At 55.6% G+C, this 22292-nt stretch carries 19 protein-coding genes; 6 read left to right on the forward strand and 13 right to left on the reverse strand.

The features are described 5' to 3' along the window. A complete protein-coding gene (locus GKR98_12430) occupies positions 1–1488 on the reverse strand; it encodes an FAD-binding protein (protein QMU58924.1) in 1488 nt (495 codons plus the stop codon). Between the two features lie 24 nt (positions 1489–1512). Further along, positions 1513–2301, reverse strand: a complete 789-nt coding sequence (locus GKR98_12435; GenBank protein QMU58925.1) for an exodeoxyribonuclease III — start codon at positions 2299–2301, stop codon at positions 1513–1515. 373 nt (positions 2302–2674) lie between these two features. On the opposite strand from GKR98_12435, the gene GKR98_12440 reads away from it, so the two are divergent. Beyond that, positions 2675–3742, forward strand: coding sequence for a hypothetical protein (locus GKR98_12440; GenBank protein QMU58926.1), 1068 nt, complete (start codon positions 2675–2677; stop codon positions 3740–3742). A gap of 17 nt (positions 3743–3759) precedes the next feature. Here GKR98_12440 and GKR98_12445 read toward each other — a convergent pair whose 3' ends face one another. Continuing rightward, positions 3760–4485, reverse strand: coding sequence for a hypothetical protein (locus GKR98_12445; protein ID QMU58927.1), 726 nt, complete (start codon positions 4483–4485; stop codon positions 3760–3762). 402 nt (positions 4486–4887) lie between these two features. Here GKR98_12445 and GKR98_12450 point away from each other — a divergent pair, with 402 nt between their 5' ends. Next, positions 4888–5628 (forward strand): alpha/beta fold hydrolase, encoded by a 741-nt coding sequence (locus tag GKR98_12450; protein ID QMU58928.1) that lies wholly within the window; start codon positions 4888–4890, stop codon positions 5626–5628. Positions 5629–5673: 45 nt separating this feature from the next. On the opposite strand, the gene GKR98_12455 is transcribed toward GKR98_12450, so the two are convergent. From GKR98_12455 to GKR98_12485, 7 genes are all read right to left on the reverse strand, one after another. Next, positions 5674–6300, reverse strand: a complete 627-nt coding sequence (locus tag GKR98_12455) for a LysE family translocator (GenBank protein ID QMU58929.1) — start codon at positions 6298–6300, stop codon at positions 5674–5676. Positions 6301–6693: 393 nt separating this feature from the next. Next, positions 6694–7086, reverse strand: coding sequence for a F0F1 ATP synthase subunit epsilon (locus GKR98_12460; protein ID QMU58930.1), 393 nt, complete (start codon positions 7084–7086; stop codon positions 6694–6696). A gap of 104 nt (positions 7087–7190) precedes the next feature. Further along, positions 7191–8615: a F0F1 ATP synthase subunit beta gene (atpD, locus tag GKR98_12465; protein QMU58931.1), complete on the reverse strand. Its 1425-nt coding sequence runs from the start codon at positions 8613–8615 to the stop codon at positions 7191–7193. Positions 8616–8631: 16 nt separating this feature from the next. After that, positions 8632–9507: a F0F1 ATP synthase subunit gamma gene (locus tag GKR98_12470; GenBank protein ID QMU58932.1), complete on the reverse strand. Its 876-nt coding sequence runs from the start codon at positions 9505–9507 to the stop codon at positions 8632–8634. Between the two features lie 26 nt (positions 9508–9533). Further along, complete coding sequence (locus GKR98_12475) at positions 9534–11072, reverse strand: F0F1 ATP synthase subunit alpha (GenBank protein QMU58933.1); 1539 nt, start codon at positions 11070–11072, stop codon at positions 9534–9536. Further along, on the reverse strand, positions 11073–11633 hold the full coding sequence (locus tag GKR98_12480) for a F0F1 ATP synthase subunit delta (GenBank protein QMU58934.1): 561 nt from the start codon (positions 11631–11633) through the stop codon (positions 11073–11075). 252 nt (positions 11634–11885) lie between these two features. After that, positions 11886–12650: a hypothetical protein gene (locus GKR98_12485; GenBank protein QMU58935.1), complete on the reverse strand. Its 765-nt coding sequence runs from the start codon at positions 12648–12650 to the stop codon at positions 11886–11888. Between the two features lie 58 nt (positions 12651–12708). Here GKR98_12485 and gloB point away from each other — a divergent pair, with 58 nt between their 5' ends. From gloB to GKR98_12505, 4 genes are all read left to right on the forward strand, one after another. After that, positions 12709–13476: a hydroxyacylglutathione hydrolase gene (gene gloB / locus GKR98_12490; GenBank protein QMU60094.1), complete on the forward strand. Its 768-nt coding sequence runs from the start codon at positions 12709–12711 to the stop codon at positions 13474–13476. 176 nt (positions 13477–13652) lie between these two features. Further along, positions 13653–15983 (forward strand): ATP-dependent Clp protease ATP-binding subunit ClpA, encoded by a 2331-nt coding sequence (gene clpA, locus GKR98_12495; GenBank protein QMU58936.1) that lies wholly within the window; start codon positions 13653–13655, stop codon positions 15981–15983. A 123-nt stretch (positions 15984–16106) separates the two neighbouring features. Beyond that, a complete protein-coding gene (locus GKR98_12500) occupies positions 16107–17093 on the forward strand; it encodes a hypothetical protein (protein QMU58937.1) in 987 nt (328 codons plus the stop codon). Positions 17094–17542: 449 nt separating this feature from the next. Continuing rightward, positions 17543–18139, forward strand: a complete 597-nt coding sequence (locus tag GKR98_12505) for a hypothetical protein (GenBank protein ID QMU58938.1) — start codon at positions 17543–17545, stop codon at positions 18137–18139. On the opposite strand, the gene GKR98_12510 is transcribed toward GKR98_12505, so the two are convergent. From GKR98_12510 to GKR98_12520, 3 genes are all read right to left on the reverse strand, one after another. Further along, entirely contained in the window at positions 18126–20450 is a 2325-nt protein-coding gene (locus tag GKR98_12510) for a peptidoglycan -binding protein (protein ID QMU58939.1), read from the reverse strand. The genes GKR98_12505 and GKR98_12510 overlap by 14 nt on opposite strands. Positions 20451–20453: 3 nt before the next feature. Then, positions 20454–21641, reverse strand: a complete 1188-nt coding sequence (locus GKR98_12515) for a biopolymer transporter ExbB (GenBank protein QMU58940.1) — start codon at positions 21639–21641, stop codon at positions 20454–20456. A gap of 72 nt (positions 21642–21713) precedes the next feature. After that, positions 21714–22277 (reverse strand): gamma-glutamylcyclotransferase, encoded by a 564-nt coding sequence (locus GKR98_12520; protein QMU58941.1) that lies wholly within the window; start codon positions 22275–22277, stop codon positions 21714–21716. Between the last annotated feature and the right edge of the window lie 15 nt (positions 22278–22292).

Genomic DNA, 22292 nt, shown 5'->3' on the forward strand with positions numbered 1-22292 from the left:
TTACAGGTCTTTCAGATAGGTGTCCCAAAATCCATTTCTAAACGTCAATTCAGGGTCATAGAACCGTTTTTCGGCAGCAAATTCGACCGCTTTCGGATAGGCGCGCAGAAACTGTTCCTGCGTAGCATGTGGTCGGTATGGTAGATAGTAAGTGCCTCCCAAATCAAGCACGCGCTCGATTAGGGCTTGTGTCATGCGCTTGTGATCGGCCTCGGCGCGTTGGGTCATTTCCTGACTGAACAACATCACAGCGGCAATTCTAGGCACCGGCGCATAGGATAAGACGCTTTCTTCGTCAGCCCCAACATAGCGCAGGGTGATGTTCAATAATTCCTGATAGCTTTTGGGAATGATGTCTTGGCAGGCCGTCACAAAGTCGGCAAATCGTCCGGGCGGAACAAAATATTCGTGCAAAATGTCAGTTCGGGTCGGATCGTGGTCATCCAGCGTCACCACCGGCTCATTTATCAGAGAGTTTCGTGTGACGGGGCCACCACCGATCATTGGCCCCAATCCTGTTTCGAAACCCCACCGCAAATCTTTGGCAATCTCATTGTGCAGCTGTGCGCGGAACACATATCGCGAGATCTGGCTTAGCGCTCCAGACCCCGCCGCCGGGGGTATTTCGGATTGGTCCGCTGCTTCGCGATAGGTGATCATCAAAGCATCTTCGAAGAACGTTTCGCGGTCCACATTCAACCGACCGTAGGCCATGTTCACGTTGCCGCCTTCGATCGTTCCAACAAAGAACTTGGCAAAATCCGCCGCTGGAACCGTCTGAAAAGCGGGTTCAAGGTTAACGTTCGGCGCCGCCTCGACTTGGACTTCGACGATGGCTCCCGTTAGTCCGTATCCGCCCATAGTCAGGAAAAACAGAGGTGCATTCTCGGTGCGCGAGCAGCGAACCACTTCGCCATCTGGGCGCACCATGACAATGGATTTCACCGTCGAGCCCATGGGCCCGTGCGGTGCCGGCCACCCATGCGCATTCACACAAAATGTCGCTGCCACGCCGAAATCATTGTTGGATTGCATGACCTTGGGTCCGAAACCCATCGGGTCTAAACCCGCGATGATTTGGCTCCACCTTGCTCCGGCATGGGCGCGATAAGTTTGGGTTTGTCGGTCAAGTTCGAAAAAGCCATTTTCGAATGTGATCGCATCGCCGCCGCCAGGAATGGCATGCTCCCCCATCGAATGACGTGCCGCGCCAACGTTGAAAGGCCGACCGGCGTCTTTCGCTTCGTTGATCAGGTTTCGAATGCGTCGCACAACGTTCGCACCGGGGTTCTCACGAACAGTAATGTGCCGAAAAATTGGTGTTTCGTTCAGCAGACTGGCGTCATTCAATGTGCCTTCTGCGCCAGTGGGCTGCAGCGAGGCTGTTCCACCCATCGAAGGGATTTTGGGCGAGAGTTTGTAACCAGCAAACCCACCCAGCAATATGCCACCGGTCAACAGGGCAGCGCGGCGCGTCAATTGTCCCATGTCGTCTCCTTCGTCCGCCGTCTCCTATAAATCGAATGTGGCGAAAACCGGAGCGTGATCGCTGGGTTTTTCCCAACCGCGGACAGCGCGCAACACCCGGCTTTGGTGCGATGCGTTGACGATATCAGGGGTTGCCCAGATGTGATCCAGACGCCGCCCCTTATCGGCATTATCCCAGTCTGGCGACCGGTATGACCACCAGCTGTAAAGTTGCCCGTCGGGGATGTCCTTGCGGGTGACATCCACCCAGTTTCCTGCATTTTGCGTCTCGGCCAGGGCTTCGACTTCGACCGGGGTGTGGCTAACGATCTTCAGCAGTTTCTTGTGATCCCAAACATCGTCTTCGCGCGGGGCAATGTTCAGATCCCCGACCAAAATGGACTTCTTTGGTGCATTCGCATGAAAGGCATCCCGCATTTCCGTCAAGTAATCCAATTTCTGACCGAACTTCACGTTCTTCTCCCGATCTGGGATATCTCCACCGGCCGGAACGTAAAAGTTATTGATCGTAATGCCGTTTTCCAGTCGCGCGGCGACGTGGCGGGCATGGTTCAGCGCCACGTAATCCTCGCCTCCGGCATCTTCTATCGGCAGTTTAGACAGGATCGCAACACCGTTGTACCCCTTTTGGCCACGGGCAACCATGTGGGGGTATCCCATTGCCGCAAACCCCTCGGTCGGAATTTTCTCTATTGGTGACTTGCATTCCTGCAGACACAGGACATCCGGGCCTTCGTCACGAAGCAGTTTCAGAACCAATTCTTCACGCAACCGAACCGAGTTAATGTTCCAGGTGGCGATGGTAAATGACATGGGAAAGCTCCGCTGAAGAAGTAATACCAAAAGATTAGCAAGCACTGCCGCGCAGCACCATGCTCAAAGACATCGGCGCATTAAATCCCCCAAGAAATTCGATCTTGTCGCCCATCTGTCCGACAAACCTCGCTCGCTAGAGCCGCTAAGTTTGTTGCAGCTTCAACAACTGACACGACCCAGATGGCGTCAATAAATTAGCAGGAGAACACCCAATGGATTATTCTCAAATTCTGGCAAGCCAGCACCTTAACAGACCTCAAAGATCAACTTCCGAAGACGATTTCTATGCAGAAATGGCGACACCGGTGCCCGGACTTAGACAGTTCAAATCAATCGTTAAATCGCTGTCATTGACCACCAGAACGCTTGCATGGCCCTTACTCCTTCGCAGAAGCGTAAGGATAAGTTAACGTTGGTGGATATGTCGAAACCACCGCAAACAAAGTCCGCCTCCCATTTAAATTGCGAAGAGCAAGAAGTTCTGGACTTGATCGAACGCGAAACCACGGCGTTCTTTTGCCGCGACTACGCGACCTGGGCAGAATGCTGGTTACATGATGCAAAGGTTCGGCGGTTGGGCGCACTTATGGGCGGCCTAATGGAGTACTCTGAAGGTTGGGAACGGATGAGTGCCAGCACAGTCGAGTTTATGAAGCGTTACCCAACGCCAAACCCCGAGGCTGCAAAGGCGATGTGCCGCGCAAATATATCAGTGCACATAACCGCGGAAATGGCTTGGGTCTCGTTCGATCAATATGGCGAACCCACAACGGATACCCTGGTCACTATTGGCCTTAGCCATCAGGTCCGCATCCTTGAAAAGCACAGCAACCTTTGGAAAATTGTCATGGCGGGCCACGGCGATACCAGCTTGGCATATATGGATTTTCCCGTCATTCGGATTGACGAAAAGGCGCGAATCGAATGGATGAACGACGCTGCGCGCAATGAACTGCCCACCCATCCGGCACTGACCAAAAGCGGAGCATATCTGCGCGGTCGTTATCCATCCGACGAGAAGCTCATGCGCCAAACCATTGCCGATGTGACCGACCTAACTGTCATGGATCGGCGCCCTTCTCTTGCCAATCCTCGTGGTCGATTGGCTGACCCTGTGGTGCTGAAAGGCGATAGCGCGGATGGACAGCATATCGTCTGGGTCTCGATCCAGGACGGCGGGATTTTGGTAACGTTCCGCGACCAGCGCAATGAAGCACTGCGTATCGATCAGGCTTCAGAGATGTTCGGGCTCTCGCCCGCGCAAACGCAACTTGCGGGATTGGTGTTGCAGGGTTTGGATTTGGGTCAGATTGCCAGCAAACTGAATGTCAGCCGCAGCACTGCGAAAACCCATTTGACGCGTGTGTTCGACAAGACTGGCGCAAGAAGTCAGGCGGCGCTGGTATCAACGCTTCTCAGTGTCACGCCGCCAGGATAATTCCGGTGCTGGCCCACCTAATCGCTTGAACTCCAATTGAAATTCGATGTGCACAGCGCGGCTAGTCGCAGGCTGGTACCACCAAGTGTGATCACGTCGCCATCGCGCAATACCGATTTGGATGTTGTGACAATGCCGTTCAGTCGAATGCCCGCCGAGGCTTCGCCATCCAGACTGAACGCGTGACGGGCTTCGTCAAATTCCAGTTGGGCATGGCACTCGGGCGCGACTGAGCTGTCGCCAAATCCAAGCTGAACTGTCTGGCCGTCACCGCTACCGATATGGCTGACACCGCGTTCCAGCACAAACCAGTTGCCGACGCCTGGACCTTCAACAACCACAAGCCAGCCGCATGGAAACTGCGGTCGTTCGGTCGCGGGGGGATTGGCGGATTTCAGGACAAATGGGGCCTTCAGATCGGTATTCAAAGGCTCTGAAACCACTGGTTTTGGGGCTGTAGGTTTCGCAGAACCAGAAGGGCGCGTCACAGGCTTGGCAGCCGTAACTGGCTGGTTTTCCTTGGCAATAGTTGTGTCAGCGGGAGATGGCGATGGGGTTGGATCATCACGCACCGGCATGCTGTCCATCCACGACATATCTGCTGGTCCGGCGGGTTCGTCACCTGTGCGCAGAACTTCTTCAGGCACCGATTGATGGATGATGGCCTTGTCTTTTTTGCGGCTTTTGAAAGTAGCATCGCCGGTCGCGCGGCGTCCTTTCAGCAGCGATCCCAAATTCAACATATCGTCAATATCCCCTAATTCCGCAGGTTTTCTTGCACAGTCTGGGGCCCGGGTATGAAAGCTAAATCTGACGAAATGAGGGCGTTTGAACGACCGGCGCTTGCTGGCGTTGCGCTTTGATCACATCCCGTTAACAAGGTCTTACCACAAGGTTCGATGCCACCGACGTGCAAAGAGGGGCGTTTTACCCTCGCGCCCTGTTTTATTGAGTGAATGAGCGAAGTCGAGTGTCTGTATCACGTCGGTATCGTGTCGGTGCGAAAAGAATGCGCAGCAAACCTGCCACAAGATGTGGTGTGTGCGATTTGAGCCTGCGCGCCATACAAAATCGGCTTTGACGCCAAAGTGACGGAATACATCAATTGTTCTAGGCTCCGCCTAAGATTTAACGAGGGAAACACCATGGTTAAAGCCGCATCGAATTTGTCCTCTGGTCATCGCAACGACACGCGGCCGTCTATCATTCTTATCGCTGGCTTTGGCGACAACGCGAGCATGTTTGACGGCCTGGCCAGAACCCATCTGGCTGATGACTATCGTTTGGTACCCTTGGATCTGCCGGGATTTGGCGCACCACCATTAGACACGGAAGCAACCTTGAGGAATTTGGCGCAGGTTGTGGTCGATAAGGCGAAGGAAACCGGTTCGGAAATCATCGTTGCTCATTCCGTGGCTTCGATCATTGCAACACTTGCTGCCCAAAACCCGGACAGTCCGCTAAACACCATTATTTCCCTGGAAGGGAATATTACGGCCGAGGATGCCTATTTTTCGGGGACGGCCGCAGATCATGACAACCCGCTTTCCTTTCGCACAGGATTTCTAGGGCGGCTGGACGAAATGGGTCGAACCGAACCCATCATTCGACGTTATCGCGAAGAAGTCTCAAAAGCCGACGCATTAGCGTTGTGGCAACTTGGCACGGACGCACGCCGGTTTTCTTCAGAACACGTGCCCGGCGAAATCTTGGAAAATGCAGCCAAAGTGACTTACATTTACAGTACGCAAAACTGCCCAGATAGCACACTCCGCTGGCTGGAAAAAAGCCAAATGGCTCGGATCGTTCTGGACAATGCCACCCATTGGGTCAGCGTCGATCAGCCTGACCTGCTGGCTGACAAAATCATCGAAGCCTTGAACTAACGCAAAAAGCGGCGACTCCGCCTGACCGCTTTGGACCCAGGCCGATCAATGTTCGCTGACGGATACCAGATGCAAGCCTTCACGGAAAAGAAGGAATGCAAAAACGACCAACGCAATCGCGAGGCCACGCATAACATACGGGTAAGCCTGACCAGTTAACAGGCTTCGGTACCGTCCGGTCAAGACCGCGACACCTGCTTTGGAACCAACGAGAAGAAGATAAAAACCGGCTATGAAACCCCAAGGGGCCAAGGCCGACTTTTCGTTCGCTGACAGCACGTAAGGTATGCCTACTGTAATCCAGAACAGGTAAGGGTGCGGACTAAGGAAATTGACAAGCACTCCCTTTTTCAAGGACGCCGGTGCAGTTTCTGAATCGATTTCCCCGACAGAGTTCGCTTTGGCCGTTTCGTAAGCCAAGAAGAGAGCGTAAAGCGCTCCAACCATCGAGAGTGCTCCAAGCAATTGGCCGGAAAGCTCCCGAAGTACAAAAAATAGCGCTAATACAATGGGTACATCAGTTACAAGCGGAGCCGCTGCAACCAACAATCCCTCCTTAAGGCCATGACGCATAGTTTGGGTGATCGCTAAGGTCATTAAGGGGCCTGGCGCCAAACCAGCGGCAAGTCCCAAAGTAATACCGGTCAACGTGGCCGAGACAAATTCGGTCAAATTATCGCCTCCAATCTCAAGCCGGACTTGGCCGAAAATCTCGCGCGGCCAGTCTGAATTTCTGAGACTGTATTATTGCGTCGGTGCCCCAGTTCTGTTTGTAGAACCACAGCGACGCTGTCACCACAAGTTGAAGGGCAGGTCGAACATCAAGTTCAGTACAACGTTGGGCAAAGACATGATCAGGTTCTTATCGGGGTTGATTTCCATCTGGTCGAGAGATTGCGAAGAAAAGCAGATTATTCCCCCAAAAACTGGTCCGACATGTGAAATGATCTTACCTGTCAAAACTGAAATCGCGTAAGAATTTCCGCGGCCGTCAAAATCAAAGAAGGCTCCCTACCGGGAGCCTTATTATTTGGCAGTGACGGTCCGAGACCCGCCTTTTAGAGATCAGACGGCAGCGCGGAGCGCTTCCAGATCAGCAACCAGCTTGGATGCCATATCGACCGCCGAACCCTCAGCCGCATCACGAGCAGCTGTGGCTTTGGCGACGCGTTCGTCCAGGAACTCCGCTGTGACTTCTGCTTTAGGCAGGGCTTCCTCGGCCAATACTGTAGTGCCCTCGCCCGAGATCTGGGCGAAACCACCGGTAACGGCGAATTCCTGGCTGCCGCCATCCATTTTAACCGTCAGGATACCGGGGCGCAGGGTAGTGACCAGTGGCGCATGATCGGGCATTGCCGTCATGTCGCCATCAGCGCCCGGGATCTGAACAGCCGTGGCCTGACCCGAGACCAGACGGCGCTCGGGGGAAACCAGATCGAATTGCATCGTGTCAGCCATAATCGGCCCCTTGTTTGATCACCCGTCCCGGGCCGGACCCGGGACCTCTTTTCGTCGTCGGCGAGAGGCCCCGGATCAAGCCCGGGGCGCGAACGCCATCGTTATTAAGCTGCTTCGGCAGCCAGACGTTCGGCTTTTGCGATCACTTCGTCGATGCCGCCAACCATGTAGAAGGCTGCTTCGGGAAGGTGGTCGTATTCGCCAGCAACAACCGCTTTGAACGAAGAAATCGTGTCTTCCAGCGGCACCTGAACACCGTCAGAGCCTGTGAAGACTTTCGCCACGTCAAACGGCTGGCTGAGGAAACGCTCGATCTTACGGGCGCGGGCCACGGCCAGTTTGTCGTCTTCGCTAAGCTCGTCCATGCCGAGAATGGCGATGATGTCCTGCAACGACTTATAGCGCTGAAGCACCTGCTGAACGTCGGTCGCAACTTTGTAGTGCTCGTCACCGATAACCAGCGGGTCCAGAAGACGCGAAGTTGAACCAAGCGGGTCAACAGCCGGATAGATGCCTTTTTCCGAGATCGCACGGTCAAGAACCGTTGTCGCGTCAAGGTGGGCAAATGATGTCGCCGGTGCAGGGTCGGTCAGGTCATCCGCAGGCACATAAACGGCTTGCACGGACGTGATCGAGCCCGACTTTGTGGACGAAATCCGTTCCTGCATGGCGCCCATGTCGGTGGCCAGTGTCGGCTGATAGCCCACAGCGGAAGGAATACGACCCAACAACGCCGAAACCTCGGAACCGGCTTGAGTAAAGCGGAAGATGTTGTCGACGAAGAACAGAACGTCAGAACCGGTGTCATCGCGGAACTGCTCGGCCAGTGTCAGACCGGACAGGGCAACCCGCATACGCGCACCCGGAGGCTCGTTCATCTGGCCGTAGACCAGAGCGATTTTCGACTCTGGCAGGTTATCGGGAACGATAACGCCGGATTCGATCATCTCGTGGTAAAGGTCGTTGCCTTCACGGGTCCGCTCACCAACACCGGCGAACACGGACACACCAGAGTGCACCTTCGCGATGTTGTTGATCAGCTCCATGATCAGAACCGTTTTGCCCACACCAGCACCACCGAAGAGGCCGATTTTACCGCCCTTCGTGTAAGGCGCCAGAAGGTCGATAACCTTGATACCTGTGGTCAGAATTTCGGTTTCGGTCGACTGCTCTTCAAATGCCGGAGCATCGCCGTGGATCGGGCGGCGGGCAGTTGCGCCAACGTCGCCTTTTTCATCAACCGGATCGCCAACAACGTTCAGGATGCGGCCCAGTGTTTCGTTGCCCACTGGCACCGAAATCGGCTGGCCCAGATCGGTCACTTCGCCGCCGCGAACCAGACCTTCGGACGCGTCCATCGCGATGGTGCGAACAGTGTTCTCACCAAGGTGCTGGGCCACTTCCAAGATCAGGCGGTTGCCATTGTTGTCAGTTTCCAGCGCGTTCAAAATCTCGGGCAGATGGTCGTCAAATTGCACGTCGACAACAGCGCCAATCACCTGTGTGATCTTGCCTTTAGCATTTGCCATATCGTTTCTCCGGTTCTTAAAGCGCTTCAGCGCCCGAAATAATTTCAATCAGCTCGTTCGTGATCACAGCCTGACGCGAGCGGTTATACTGGATCGTCAGCTTGTCGATCATATCGCCTGCGTTGCGTGTCGCGTTGTCCATGGCGCTCATCCGTGCGCCCTGTTCGGAAGCGGCGTTCTCTAGAAGACCTGCGAAAATCTGCGTGGCCACACCGCGTGGCAACAGATCAGCAAGGATTTCTTCTTCGCCGGGCTCGTATTCAAAGAAAGCGGCGGCATCTGCGCCCTCTTCCTGTTCAAACGCGGCCGGAATCACCTGCACAGCGGTTGGTTCCTGGCTGATCACAGACTGGAACCGGCTGTAAAAGATGGTCGCGACGTCAAATTCGCCGTCGTCGAACCGTGCCAGTATCTGGCCCGCCACATCTTGCGCATTGGCGTAACCCAGACGCTTCACTTCGGACATATCAACATGGCCGATCATCTGTGCTTCGAAGTCGCGGCGCAATTGCTCGCGGCCCTTCTTGCCGACCGTCAGAATTTTGACAGTCTTGCCAGCGGCGATCAATTCATTCGCCCTGGCGCGCGCCAGACGCACGATGTTCGAGTTAAAGCCGCCGCAAAGCCCGCGTTCCGAGGTCATAACCACCAGAAGCTGGGTCTGATCACTGCCGGTTCCGGTCAGCAACGTCGGCCCTTGACCACTGCCAGCGGCAGAAGCTGTCAGTCCTGCCATTACGGCGTTGAACTGTTCCGTATAGGGCCGTGCGGCTTCTGCAGATTCCTGGGCGCGGCGCAATTTCGCCGCCGCGACCATCTGCATGGCCTTTGTGATCTTGCGGGTCGATTTGACCGACTCGATCCGATTTTTCAGGTCCTTAAGGTTTGGCATTTATCCAATCCTACCTTTCGGCCAGTTCAGGAAAAGTCAGCAGCGAATGCGTCAAGCGCAGCTTTGATGCTGTCTTCCAGCTCACCTTTAACCTTACGGTCATTGTCGGTCATGTCTTTCAGCAGATCGGCATGGTTCGAACGCAAGTGGTTCAACATGCCAGCTTCAAAACGACCCACATCCGAAACCGGAAGCTTGTCCAGATAGCCTTTGGTGCCTGCATAGATGACGCAAACAATCTCGGCGTTGGTCAGGGGCGAATACTGTGGCTGCTTCATCAGCTCGGTCAGACGCGCACCACGGGCCAAGAGCTGCTGGGTCGCGGCATCAAGGTCGGAACCAAACTGTGCAAAGGCCGCCATCTCGCGATACTGGGCCAGCGATAGTTTCACAGGACCGGCAACCGACTTCATCGCGTCAGTCTGGGCGGACGAACCAACCCGGCTAACCGACAGACCGGTGTTCACCGCAGGGCGGATACCCTGATAGAACAGTTCGGTTTCAAGGAAGATCTGGCCATCAGTGATCGAGATCACATTGGTCGGAATAAACGCAGAAACGTCACCACCTTGGGTTTCAATGATCGGCAGCGCCGTCAGCGAGCCTGCGCCATTGTCTTCGTTCAGCTTGGCCGAACGTTCCAGAAGCCGGGAGTGAAGATAGAAAACGTCACCAGGATAGGCTTCACGTCCAGGTGGGCGACGCAGAAGCAGGGACATTTGACGATACGAAACGGCCTGCTTGGACAAGTCATCATAAATGATCAGCGCATGGCGGCCATTGTCGCGGAAGTATTCTGCCATTGAGGTCGCAGCGTAAGGGGCCAGGAACTGCAGCGGTGCCGGGTCAGATGCGGTGGCCGCAACGACGATTGTGTATTCAATCGCGCCGCTTTCTTCCAGCTTCTTCACCAGTTGCGCAACGGTCGACCGCTTTTGACCAACCGCAACGTAGATGCAGTAGAGTTTCTTGCTTTCGTCGTCGCCAGCAGCCTCGTTATAGACTTTCTGGTTCAGGATGGTGTCCAGCGCCACAGCGGTTTTACCGGTCTGGCGGTCACCAATGATCAATTCACGCTGGCCACGGCCAATTGGGATCATCGCATCAACCGATTTCAGACCGGTTGCCATCGGCTCGTGCACCGATTTACGCGGGATAATGCCGGGCGCTTTCACGTCAGCAACACGACGCTCGGACGCTTTGATCTCGCCTTTTCCGTCAATCGGGTTACCCAGACCATCAACAACGCGGCCCAGAAGTGCTTCACCGGCTGGAACGTCCACGATGGAATTCGTGCGCTTAACCGTGTCGCCTTCTTTAATGTCCCGGTCGGACCCGAAGATAACGATACCGACGTTGTCGCTTTCCAGGTTCAGGGCCATGCCCATGATGCCACCTGGGAATTCGACCATTTCACCGGCCTGCACGTTGTCCAGACCGTAGACACGGGCAATACCGTCGCCAACGCTGAGCACACGGCCAACTTCGGCGACTTCGGCTTCCTGTCCGAAGTTCTTGATCTGGTCTTTCAGGATCGCAGAAATTTCTGCTGCTTGGATCGCCATTTATCCGACCTCTTTCATGGTGTTCTGGAGGGCTGCGAGCTTGGATTTGATCGACGTGTCGATCATCTGCGAGCCCACATTAACAATTAGACCGCCGATGAGGTCTTCATCGACGGTGACATTCATTTTGACATCTTTGCCGACTGTCGCCTTCAGCGTCTCGGCAAGTTTGGATTTCTGTGCATCGCTTAGGCTACGCGCGGAACGGACATGGGCGTTCACTTCGCCCTTCTCCTCCGAAATCAGCGCAGCAAGCGCGGCCGTCAGTTGCGGCAGCACAAAGAGACGACGCTTGGACGCCATCAGCTTCAGTGTGTTTGCAACAGTGGCGCCAAGGCCCATCTGACCGGCGATGGCTGCAATGGCAGTGCCTTGCGCGGCGCGGCTGTAGATGGGTGAGTTGATCAGCGCGGTAAAATCGGCGCTGTCGGACAGGGCGGCATCGAGAGTTTCGATATCACGCTCTAGCGCGTCCAGTTCGTTGCCGTCCTTGGCAAGCTCGAACACTGCGGTCGCATAGCGCGCTGCAATGCCGGTCGAGATTGACGATGATTCTGACACGTGTCCCCTTCCGCGTTCTATTCTTTGGCGCGTCCCCGAAGATGCCAGGCAGCCCTCCGGTCACAAAAATCACGACCCAGCACGCGGCCAGGCGATGAAATCTGCGGTCGTGTAGCAGAGGTATATTCACCTAGCAACCGTCTACAGACCATTGTGGACAAAGCACCAATTAAGCAATTTCAAACACTTAGCCAAAGGTGCGACGGATTGCGCGCTTTGCATGTGGTCGGAAACCGATTTCGGGGGCCCGAGTCACCCCGAAATCCAGTCTCGGGCCGGTTTTGCGTCGCCTTGTGTCAGGCCGTCCAGAACACGCAGCGGACGCCGCATTGCCTCGGTTAATCCGGTCCTTGGCGGGGCTGGAACTTGCTTTTTGACTTCAACAATTAGCACGCCACCAGCGAAGCGGTTCGAGACCTTACTCCCAATCCGATCCCAAAACCGTCCGGTCTTTAGCCAAAAAGGTCTGTCGCTTGGTGGTTGAAACAAGGTTGCGACGTGGCGGGACGGGATCAGCCCGATTTGCCGAAGCTGCCCTTCCAATTGTCCCAGTGAATACGGGCGGCCAAACCCGAACGGCGTTCCATCCCCGCTTGACCAAAGTCCGGCACGGTTCGGCACGATGAACATTGCCCGACCCTCAGGGGCCAGAACTCTGTAACATTCATCCAGCAGTTGAAATGGACGCTCGCTTGTCTCTAAGCCATGCATGACCACCAGCTTTTCGACGCTATCGGTTTCCACCGGCCAGATCGTCTCTTCGCACAGCACCGAAACATTCGGCTGGTTTGCGGGCCAGGGCATTACACCTTGCGGCCCCGGCATCAGCGCCACAATCCGTCCAGCCGAACTGCGAAACGGTCGGAGCAACGGCACGGCAAATCCAAAACCAACCACCGTCTGCCCACTTGCATCCGGCCACATCGTCACCACCTGATCCCGGATGGCGCGCTGCGCCGCGCGCCCAAGACGAGTGCGGTAATAGAAGGTTCTCAAATCCAATACATCAATGTGCATTGCGCGCCGTCCGAACTTCCCTGAAACTTACGACCGAACCATACCCAGATCACAAGGCATTGCCATGACATTCGACCTGATCACCATCCCCTGCCTGTCCGACAATTACGCATTTCTGCTGCGGATAGATGGGCAAACCGCCCTGATAGACGCGCCAGAAGCCGGACCGATCAACGCGGAATTGGAAAGACGTGGATGGGGTCTGGACGAAATCTGGATTACTCACCACCACAACGATCATATCGATGGCGTTGACGAGTTGCGTGCCACCACGGGCGCAAAAGTGCGCGGCGGTGCCAATGATGAACATCGATTGCCAAAACTAGATTCAAAACATGGCGACGGCGACACGTTTACTTTTGCTGGAACCGAAGTGCGGGTTATGGACGTCTCTGGTCACACTGTCGGCCACATCGCGTTTTATGTGCCCGAAACCAAATCAGCATTCACCGCCGACAGTTTGATGGCACTTGGCTGCGGCCGGGTCTTTGAAGGCACGTTCGACCAAATGTGGGATAGCCTGTCGAAACTTGCCGCCCTGCCGACCGACACCACCATCTGCTCTGGTCACGAATATACGGCCACCAACGCGCGATTTGCTTTGACAATCGAACCCGACAACGTGGCATTGCAGCAACGCGCAAAGGACATCGGCATCGCAAAGGCAAATGGTGTGGCAACCGTGCCGTCTTCGTTGAAGCTGGAACTTTCGACCAATCCTCTTCTGCGCGCGGGATTGTCTGAGGTAAAATCAGCCCTAAATATGACTAACGACAGCGACGCTTCAGTTTTTGCGGAAATACGCCGCCGCAAAGATTCGTTCTGAAATTGCCATAATTTCCGACATTTTGGGGGGCAAGCTGCCTCACAAGCGGAAAATGTGAGCCGTCGTGAACAAAAAGGTCTTGAAGGTTGGGCAAATCAACCGAACTCTAAGACTATGAGGTCACGGTCTGCACGGGGGCCAAACCCAGCGGACCTCAAAGGTAAGGAGCACGGAGCGTGCCATCATTCTCGAAGACGCTCGAAGACGCCATCCACGCGGCGCTGGCCATTGCCAACTCTCGTCGGCACGAGCTTGCGACGCTTGAACATCTGTTACTGGCGCTGGTCGACGAACCAGACGCTGCCAAAGTCATGCAGGCCTGTTCTGTTGATCTGGATGAGCTTCGCAAGACATTGAACGATTTTATCGACGACGATCTGTCGACTCTGGTGACCGAAATCGAAGGGTCCGAAGCGGTGCCAACCGCCGCCTTCCAGCGAGTCATTCAGCGCGCGGCGATCCATGTCCAGTCGTCGGGGCGCACCGAAGTGACCGGGGCCAACGTGCTGGTCGCCATCTTTGCCGAACGCGAATCAAACGCGGCCTACTTCCTGCAAGCCCAGGATATGACCCGCTACGATGCGGTCAACTTCATCGCCCATGGTGTTGCCAAGGATCCGTCCTTTGGCGAAGCGCGCCCGGTAAGCGGCGCGAACGAGTTTGAAGATGAAGCCCAGGGTGAGTCCAGTGGTGGCGAAGAGGAAGCCAAAGAAAGCGCCCTGTCGAAATACTGCGTCGATCTGAACGTCAAAGCCGAAAAAGGCGATGTCGATCCCCTGATCGGACGTGACCACGAGGTTGAACGCTGCGTGCAGGTGTTGTGTCGTCGCCGTAAGAACAACCCGCTGCTGGTCGGCGACCCCGGTGTCGGCAAAACCGCCATCGCCGAAGGCCTGGCCCGAAAAATCGTTGCCAAGGAAACCCCAGAGGTGCTTCAAGGCGCCACCATCTTCTCGCTTGATATGGGCGCGTTGCTGGCAGGCACCCGGTATCGCGGCGATTTCGAGGAACGTCTGAAAGCGGTTGTGACCGAGTTGGAAGAGCATCCTGATGCGATCCTGTTTATCGACGAAATTCACACTGTCATCGGTGCCGGTGCAACGTCGGGCGGGGCTATGGATGCCTCGAACCTGCTGAAGCCCGCGCTTCAGGGCGGCAAACTGCGCTGCATGGGCTCGACCACCTACAAGGAATTCCGCCAGCACTTTGAAAAAGACCGCGCGCTAAGCCGCCGGTTCCAGAAGATTGACGTGAATGAACCGACTGTCGAAGACAGCGTGAAAATCCTGTTGGGCATCAAGCCGTATTTCGAAGAACACCATTCGGTTTCCTACACCGATGATGCGGTGCGCACGGCGGTCGAACTTTCGGCGCGCTATATCAATGATCGCAAATTGCCTGACAAAGCCATCGACGTTATCGACGAGGCAGGCGCAGCACAGCATCTGGTGCCGGAAGAAAAGCGCAACAAAACCATCGACGTGACGCAGATTGAAAATGTCGTCGCCAAGATCGCGCGCATCCCGCCGAAGAACGTGTCCAAGGACGACGCGGCAGTGCTGAAGGACCTGGATGCTGGGTTGAAGCGCGTTGTCTTCGGTCAGGATAAAGCGATCGAGGCGCTGGCCTCGGCCATCAAACTCAGCCGCGCAGGTCTGCGCGAGCCGGAAAAGCCAATCGGCAACTACCTGTTCGCAGGCCCAACCGGTGTGGGCAAAACCGAAGTGGCCAAGCAATTGGCAGATTCGCTGGGCGTGGAACTTCTACGCTTCGATATGTCGGAATACATGGAGAAACACGCGGTTTCCCGTCTGATTGGCGCGCCTCCGGGCTATGTCGGTTTTGATCAGGGCGGTCTTCTGACCGATGGCGTCGATCAGCACCCGCATTGCGTGTTGCTGCTGGACGAGATCGAAAAGGCCCACCCGGATGTCTTCAACGTCCTGTTGCAGGTGATGGACCACGGCAAATTGACCGACCACAACGGTCGCCAGGTTGATTTCCGCAATGTGATCCTGATCATGACCTCGAACGCAGGTGCTGCCGATATGGCCAAGGCTGCTATCGGGTTCGGGCGCGACAAGCGCGAGGGCGAAGACACCGCCGCGATTGAGCGGATGTTCACACCGGAATTCCGCAATCGTCTGGATGCGGTGATCAGCTTCGCGGCGCTGCCGAAAGAGGTGATCCTGCAAGTCGTCGAAAAGTTCGTGCTGCAACTGGAAGCCCAGCTTCTGGACCGTGGCGTCCACATCGAACTGACGCGCCCGGCCGCCGAATGGCTTGCGAACAAGGGTTACGACGACAATATGGGCGCGCGCCCCCTGGGCCGCGTCATTCAGGAAGAGATCAAAAAGCCTCTGGCCGAGGAACTGTTGTTCGGCAAGCTGGCCAAAGGCGGTATCGTCAAAGTTGGCGTCAAAGACGGCAAGCTTGAACTTCGGATCGAGCATAAGACCCGCCGGATCTCGTCGAAGAAAAAGCCACCGCTTCTGACGGCTGACTAGTCTTAAGTTGCGCCACGCCTGGTGTGTGGCGCAATTTCAACGCACAAATGCGACCTGAGCAATTTGTCCACAACTGTTTTTTCGTTGTGGTAAATTGCGGCCACTCTCCTGTAAGTGGTTGCAATGAAGAAGAAATATAACCTGATCAAACGGTCGTCTGATTGGATAGTTATCAGTTTGGTGCGTGTCATCGTCGTGTTGACACATCCAATTATGGTTATCTGGCACCTGAAGCGCGATCCTAGTTTTCCGTTTATCAACCCGGCGGACCCGCGCACGTTGAATGAAAAGTTCTTCTGGCGGAAAATCTTCGACCACAATCCGGTTTTTCCGTTGGTATGCGACAAGCTGGCGCTGCGTGACTGGATAGATGAAAGCGGCGTCGATGTTGCACTCCCAGAAATATATTGGACTGGGAAGGATGCGTCCGACATCCCCTATGACGTTTTGGCGAATGGCACGGCTATCAAGGCAAATCACGGTTCAGGGACAAACCTTTTTGTAGAAGATGCACCCGAAGACCGAGACAAATTAAATCGACAGGCCAACGCATTTCTACATGTCGACAATGGTAAGCGAGCAGGCGAATGGAGCTACACAGAAGTTGAACGTGAGCTTTTTGCAGAGGAACTGCTTAGGGGCAGATTGCTTGAGTATCAGTTCTTTACCTTCGGTGCGCATATTCAAAGAGTGATCTTGATTATGGATCGATTTGAAGAGGGGATCTCGGGGGACGTTTGGACACCGGGGGCAGATGGAAATTTCGAGCGAAACGTTGATGGCGGGCTGGATTCAGTTCCTCATTCAAACTTACCGCTGCCGGCTCAGTTCGAAGAGGCAAGCAAAATTGCGCGCCAACTTGGTAAAGACTTCGACCACGTCCGTGTGGACTTGAATTGGGACGGGGTTCAACTTTGGCTGGGCGAGTTAACGCTTTACCATTTAGGTGGATACCTCCCGCGTATCGGCCACCTTCCCGACGACCCAATAAACGAAAGCTGGGATCTCGGCAAAAGCTGGTTCATGTCGACACCGCAATCAGGTTGGCGTGGTGTTTATCAAAGCGCCCTGAGACGACGGCTAAAGACACGCGAGCATCTGCCCTGCTAAAGGTCCTTTTTGCAGTGTTTTCGACTTTGACGCCGTACTTGGCATATTCTTGAACTGCAGCATATTCCATTTGCCAGCACGCACAAAGAACCATGGGGTTCACGCATGAAGTTGATTGACCACACAATTATATTTCTTGTGAACATTTTTGTGCTTGCAGGTCATCTCAGACTGGCTCGCCTTTATTACTCTCGCAATAAGGGCACAGTTCCCAATGTTGCATTTCCTAGATGTGCAAATGACAAATATTTCTGGCGAAAGGTATTTGACCGCAACCCAACCTTTACAAGAGTCTGTGATAAACTCGAGGTCCGTAAGTGGCTTGAAGAGAACAATATCGGAATCGCATCAGCAAACATTCGATGGAAGGGAAAAGCTGCCTCTGAACTTCCCAAAAGTCATTAGAGGGCGGTGCCGTTCTCAAGGCCAATCATGGATGCGGCCAGTTTATTATATTGCCACATCCGCCAACCGACCGGCAGGCTTTTAACCATAAAGCAGACGGGTTTCTAAAGGTTGATCACGGTCACAGGCAGCTGGAGTGGGGATATATGAATATCAACCGCAAATTGTTTGTCGAAGATCTGATTGAAGATGCTCACACCGAGTTCAAGTTTTACATGTTTGGTAGAAAAGTCGGCCGCCTTGTCATGATTTACAATCGATATACCGAAATGTCAGCGGACGCGTGGATCACAGAAGACGATGAGTATTTCCAGATCGTAGATATGCCGACCGCCGTAACTTCGACCCAAGCAAAGCGCCCGTTGCCGCCCGCCTTTGAGCAGGCCTTGATGCTCTCAAAAGAAATCGGAAAGCATTTCGACCATATGCGCGTTGATCTGTTATCTAATGGAAAGAAGCTCTGGTTCAGCGAATTAACTGTTTACAACATGAGTGTTCATTTGCCGAAACTGGGCCATGATCCCAACCACCGCTTCACAACGATCTGGGACATTCGCAAAAGTTGGTTTTTAACCGCACCCCAAACCGGGTGGCGCGGCATTTACGCGGGCGCCCTTTTGCGTCGCCTTAACGCTCAGTAAGCTTAAGTTCGATCCGGCGATTTTGGGCGCGCGCCTCAGACATATTCTCTGCGTTCACCGGTCTGAATTCGCCAAAGCCTGTGGCGGCCAAGCGCATTGGATCAAAGCCAAGCTCCTCGGTCATGTATTTAACTACCGACAATGCGCGCCCGGCGCTCAATTCCCAGTTATCGGCAAAGTCGCCTCCGGTACCGATGGGTTGATTGTCGGTGTGCCCATCGACGCGAATAATCCAATCTATCGACTCCGGGATCTGACCAGATACATCTGACAAGATTGCTGCGACACTCGCGATCTGTCCCTGCCCCTCGTCCGAAAGCGTTGCCGATCCGCTTTCAAACAGAACCTCGGACGAGAACACGAACCGGTCACCAACAATCCGGATCTCTTCACGATCCCCGAGAACTTGCCGTAATGTTCCAAAGAACTCAGACCGGTAATCCGCCAGATCGGCCACTTCGCTTTGCAGACGCTCGGCTTCCAGACGCAGGCGCTCGGCCTCGGCGGCTTCCAACGCAGCTGCCCGCAAGGCTTCCTCTTCGGCCCGCTTGGCTTCCTGCGCCGCGCGCGCAAGTGCGGTGTTCAATTGCGACCCAAGCGCCTCGATCCGCACTTTTGCTTCACTGTCGCGTTCAGCGGCCACGTCCAACAGCACCTGCAACGACCCAAGTTCAGCCCTTAAATCAGCGACTTGCGCGTTCAAGGCCGCAACCTGTCGTTGGGATTGGGCCGACAACGATTCCTCTTCGGCCAGTTGCGCTCGTGCCGTAGCCAGCAGGGTTTGCTGACGTTCGCGTTCGCTCATCTCTTCGGCGACCGAGGTTTCGGCGGCCAGTTTCGCAGCCAATGCTGCCGCCAGTTGTTCACGCACGGTAGCGGTATCCGCTGTCGCCTCGCGCAATTCCGCAACCTCGGCCAAAAGCGCGTCACGTTCGGTTGTCAGAGCGGCCAGCGCGGTATCGCGATCTTCCGCCGTAGCACCCAAAGATACCAATTGCGCCTGAGCGTCAGACAACGTCGCTCGCAACGTCGCCAATTCAGCCTGCGCTTCATCGCGCTCCAGTTCGGCGATCTTCAACCTGGCGTCCAGATCCGAACTCACCCCTTGGGCAGCGGCCAAACTGGCATCCCGCGACGTCAGAAGTGCCCGCAATTCTTCGGCAGTGGTTGCGGTTGCCGCCAGAGTTTCTTCTTCCTCGGCAAGGGCCGCTCGCAGGGCCGCTTCACGCGCGGCCGTTTCCTCCAGCGTCTCGCCCTGTGCAGCCAGTTCAGCGGAACGCGCATCCAATCCCAGCAAGGCTTGCGTCAATTTATCGTTCAAATCGGCCTCAACCGCGTTGGCGGCGGCCAAAAGGGTCAATGTATCTTCTGCCTTTTTACGCTGCTCTTCCAAAGCCAGCGACATTGCCGTCAATTCGGCATCTGCATTTTTCAGGCGTTCGCGCAAAGCCTCCGCTGCCGCAGCTTCGGCAAGTCGGGCTTGCTCTTCTTCAGTCAACTGCCCTTCCATTTCGGCGACGCGCGCCTTCAAGGCTTCGGCCGCCGCAAGTTCCGCCAGACGCGCAGCTTCGGCAGTTTCCAATTCGGCAGTCAGTGACGCGCGTTGAGCTTCGGACAGTGCCAGAGCGTCAGCACTTAGAGCGTCATCCGCCTCGGCCGCCTGAAGCGCCGCCAAAGTCTGGGCCAAGGAGGTCTCGCGTGCCTGGGCTTCGGCTTGCAACTCGGCGGTCATGGCCTCTAGCGCCTCGCGGCGGGCCGCCGCCAACCGAGCCTCTTCGGCTTGGGCATCAATTTCATCACGCGCTTGGGCAAGCGCCAGTTGCATGGCCTCTTGTTCGGTAATCAGTTGGGCACGGGCCGCTTCCAGGTCTTCAATCGTCGCCGCCAGTTGCACCCCTTCCGCCAACGCCTGATCCCGCGCCGCCAGCAACGTTGCAACCTGCTCTTCAAAACTGGCAATCGCCGCATCGCGCTGGCTTAGTGCGCGCGCCTGAGCATCAACCTGCCCCGTCAGATTGGCAATCAGAGCCGATTGACGATCACTTTCAGATTGTAGGCTGGACAGATCATCTTCCAACTGTGCTGACTGCTGCTGCGACACGCCCAGCGCACGACCCAGCGCCGTCACCTCGGCAGCCAGCTGATCCAATTCTGTTTCTTGCCCGGTAATTGTATCGCGCTGCATGGCCTGGACGACCATGAAGATCGTCAGAACAAACATCAGCACCAGTAACAGGGCGGTCATGGCATCCACAAATCCGGGCCAGATCGAGCCCGACATCCGCTGGACGGATCGGCGGGTCAGAGCCATCGCTTAGACCGGGCCGTCGGCGCGGTCGCGAGCCAACATACGAATGGCTTTCGTCAGTTGCGCAATATCGGTTCTGATTTCGCCAATGGATTCCTGCCGACCTGCCGACATTTCTTCGAGGATACGCAGCATCTGCACATCCATCGACCGCAGACGCATCCGGCTTTCAGCATCGACTTGGCCGGTACCTTCGCTGACCAGGGTTTCAATGGCCTGGGTCAACCTGTCCTGGCTGGCAGACACAGCTGTCATATCGGGCCCCGTATTGACATCCCCTTCGCCCAGGCGATCCGCAAGCCGTGAAACCGCATTGGCCAGCATACCCAGACGATCCTCGGCAGCCGCCGAGCGATCTGTGGATTCGGCATAAAACGCCTGCATCGCATCCAGCCGTTCGGCCATATGCTCGGCCAGTTGGGAAACCGCGCCGGTGTCTGCCGCACCACCGCCTTCGTCTGCAGAAAAGCCGATGCGGGTGATGGTCGATAACCAATCTTCCAGCTCGCGGTAAAACCGGTTCTGACCATGACCAGCGAACAGCTCCAGCAAACCAACAACCAGTGACCCTGCCAGACCCAAAAGCGACGAAGCAAAAGCAACGCCCATACCACCAAGCTGCGCTTCCAGACCTTGCATCAGCCGTTCAAAAACCTGAACGCCGGTGTCACCTTCTTGTGGAGCAAGCGACCGGATCGTATCCACAACAGCGGGAACCGTGGTCGCCAAACCATAGAATGTTCCCAAAAGACCCAGGAAAATCAACAGATTGACAATATATCGCGTGATATCCCGCGCTTCATCAATCCGGGTCGCCACCGAGTCCAATATTGACCGCGCCGAAGACGATCCGATTTGCGTTCTGGCCCCGCGCTTGCGCAGCAATGCCGCCAGCGAGGCAAGCAAACGCGGCGCGTTGGTGAACTGATGTCCGGCGCGATCCAGCGCAAAACCTTCAATCCATTGAACCGATGTAATCAACTGGATCACTTGCCAAAAACAGGCCAGCACACCGATCACAAAGACGAAACCGATAAAACCGTTCAGCCAGGGGTTTGCCAGAAACACCGGCGCCACCTGCGGATAGGCAATATAGGCCCCAGCGCCGACCAGTCCCAAAACGATAAGCATCGTCAGAATCTGACGGTAAGGTCGTGTGAATTGCGGCTCGGCCTCGCGATCCGGTTGGTCCATCAGGGCCCGGTCCTGTCGCTGTTGTTTTGTGCACAATAGGCCAAGGCCGACGCCCTGCCAACCTCAATAAAATCAGGCGATGCCAGTGATTTGACGGACCCGCCCCGCCAACCACTCCAGATCAGGATCGGCGATGCCCAACTCATCCAGATGCTCCACCGTGTTCCACAAATATTCAGTGTTCGGTCCGCGTCCACCAACAGCGGCGGAAATAATTTGGGCCTGCTGCTCCAACGCCATGCCGCCCACGTATTGAACATGATCGGTGTCCACCACATAGGCCAACGCCCGCACCCCACCGATCTGGTCCACCTCCAACGACAAAACCCGCTCAACATAAGCAGAGGAAATCAATTCGCGTTCGCGAAGATAGGCCACAGTGGCGTCTGCGTCAGCCTCGGGAACGCGGAACGCCACCCCGCTGCACTCCGCACCTTCGTGGGGATCCAACGCCAACACCAACCCCGGATCGTCTTCGGTTCCGCGATGATGGACCGACGACATGCAAAAACTGCGCGCAAAGCCAGTTAGTCGCGCCAAACGCTGCTCGGCCACCGGGAAACCCGGATCCCAGATCAGCGATCCATAGCCGAACACCCACAACGGGCTTGGCGGTGTCTCTGGTTCTTCTGTCATCTGCGCCTTAATACA

Origin of the sequence: Boseongicola sp., assembly GCA_014075275.1 — a bacterium.
GTDB lineage: Bacteria > Pseudomonadota > Alphaproteobacteria > Rhodobacterales > Rhodobacteraceae.

What these genes read in the sequence shown, in the direction of transcription:
- GKR98_12430 (QMU58924.1), bottom strand. Translation starts at nt 1,488, where the DNA reads ATGGGACAATTGACGCGCCGCGCTGCCCTGTTGACCGGTGGCATATTG.
- GKR98_12435 (QMU58925.1), bottom strand. Translation starts at nt 2,301, where the DNA reads ATGTCATTTACCATCGCCACCTGGAACATTAACTCGGTTCGGTTGCGT.
- GKR98_12440 (QMU58926.1), top strand. Translation starts at nt 2,675, where the DNA reads ATGGCCCTTACTCCTTCGCAGAAGCGTAAGGATAAGTTAACGTTGGTG.
- GKR98_12445 (QMU58927.1), bottom strand. Translation starts at nt 4,485, where the DNA reads ATGTTGAATTTGGGATCGCTGCTGAAAGGACGCCGCGCGACCGGCGAT.
- GKR98_12450 (QMU58928.1), top strand. Translation starts at nt 4,888, where the DNA reads ATGGTTAAAGCCGCATCGAATTTGTCCTCTGGTCATCGCAACGACACG.
- GKR98_12460 (QMU58930.1), bottom strand. Translation starts at nt 7,086, where the DNA reads ATGGCTGACACGATGCAATTCGATCTGGTTTCCCCCGAGCGCCGTCTG.
- atpD (QMU58931.1), bottom strand. Translation starts at nt 8,615, where the DNA reads ATGGCAAATGCTAAAGGCAAGATCACACAGGTGATTGGCGCTGTTGTC.
- GKR98_12470 (QMU58932.1), bottom strand. Translation starts at nt 9,507, where the DNA reads ATGCCAAACCTTAAGGACCTGAAAAATCGGATCGAGTCGGTCAAATCG.
- GKR98_12475 (QMU58933.1), bottom strand. Translation starts at nt 11,072, where the DNA reads ATGGCGATCCAAGCAGCAGAAATTTCTGCGATCCTGAAAGACCAGATC.
- GKR98_12485 (QMU58935.1), bottom strand. Translation starts at nt 12,650, where the DNA reads ATGCACATTGATGTATTGGATTTGAGAACCTTCTATTACCGCACTCGT.
- GKR98_12500 (QMU58937.1), top strand. Translation starts at nt 16,107, where the DNA reads ATGAAGAAGAAATATAACCTGATCAAACGGTCGTCTGATTGGATAGTT.
- GKR98_12510 (QMU58939.1), bottom strand. Translation starts at nt 20,450, where the DNA reads ATGGCTCTGACCCGCCGATCCGTCCAGCGGATGTCGGGCTCGATCTGG.
- GKR98_12515 (QMU58940.1), bottom strand. Translation starts at nt 21,641, where the DNA reads ATGGACCAACCGGATCGCGAGGCCGAGCCGCAATTCACACGACCTTAC.
- GKR98_12520 (QMU58941.1), bottom strand. Translation starts at nt 22,277, where the DNA reads ATGACAGAAGAACCAGAGACACCGCCAAGCCCGTTGTGGGTGTTCGGC.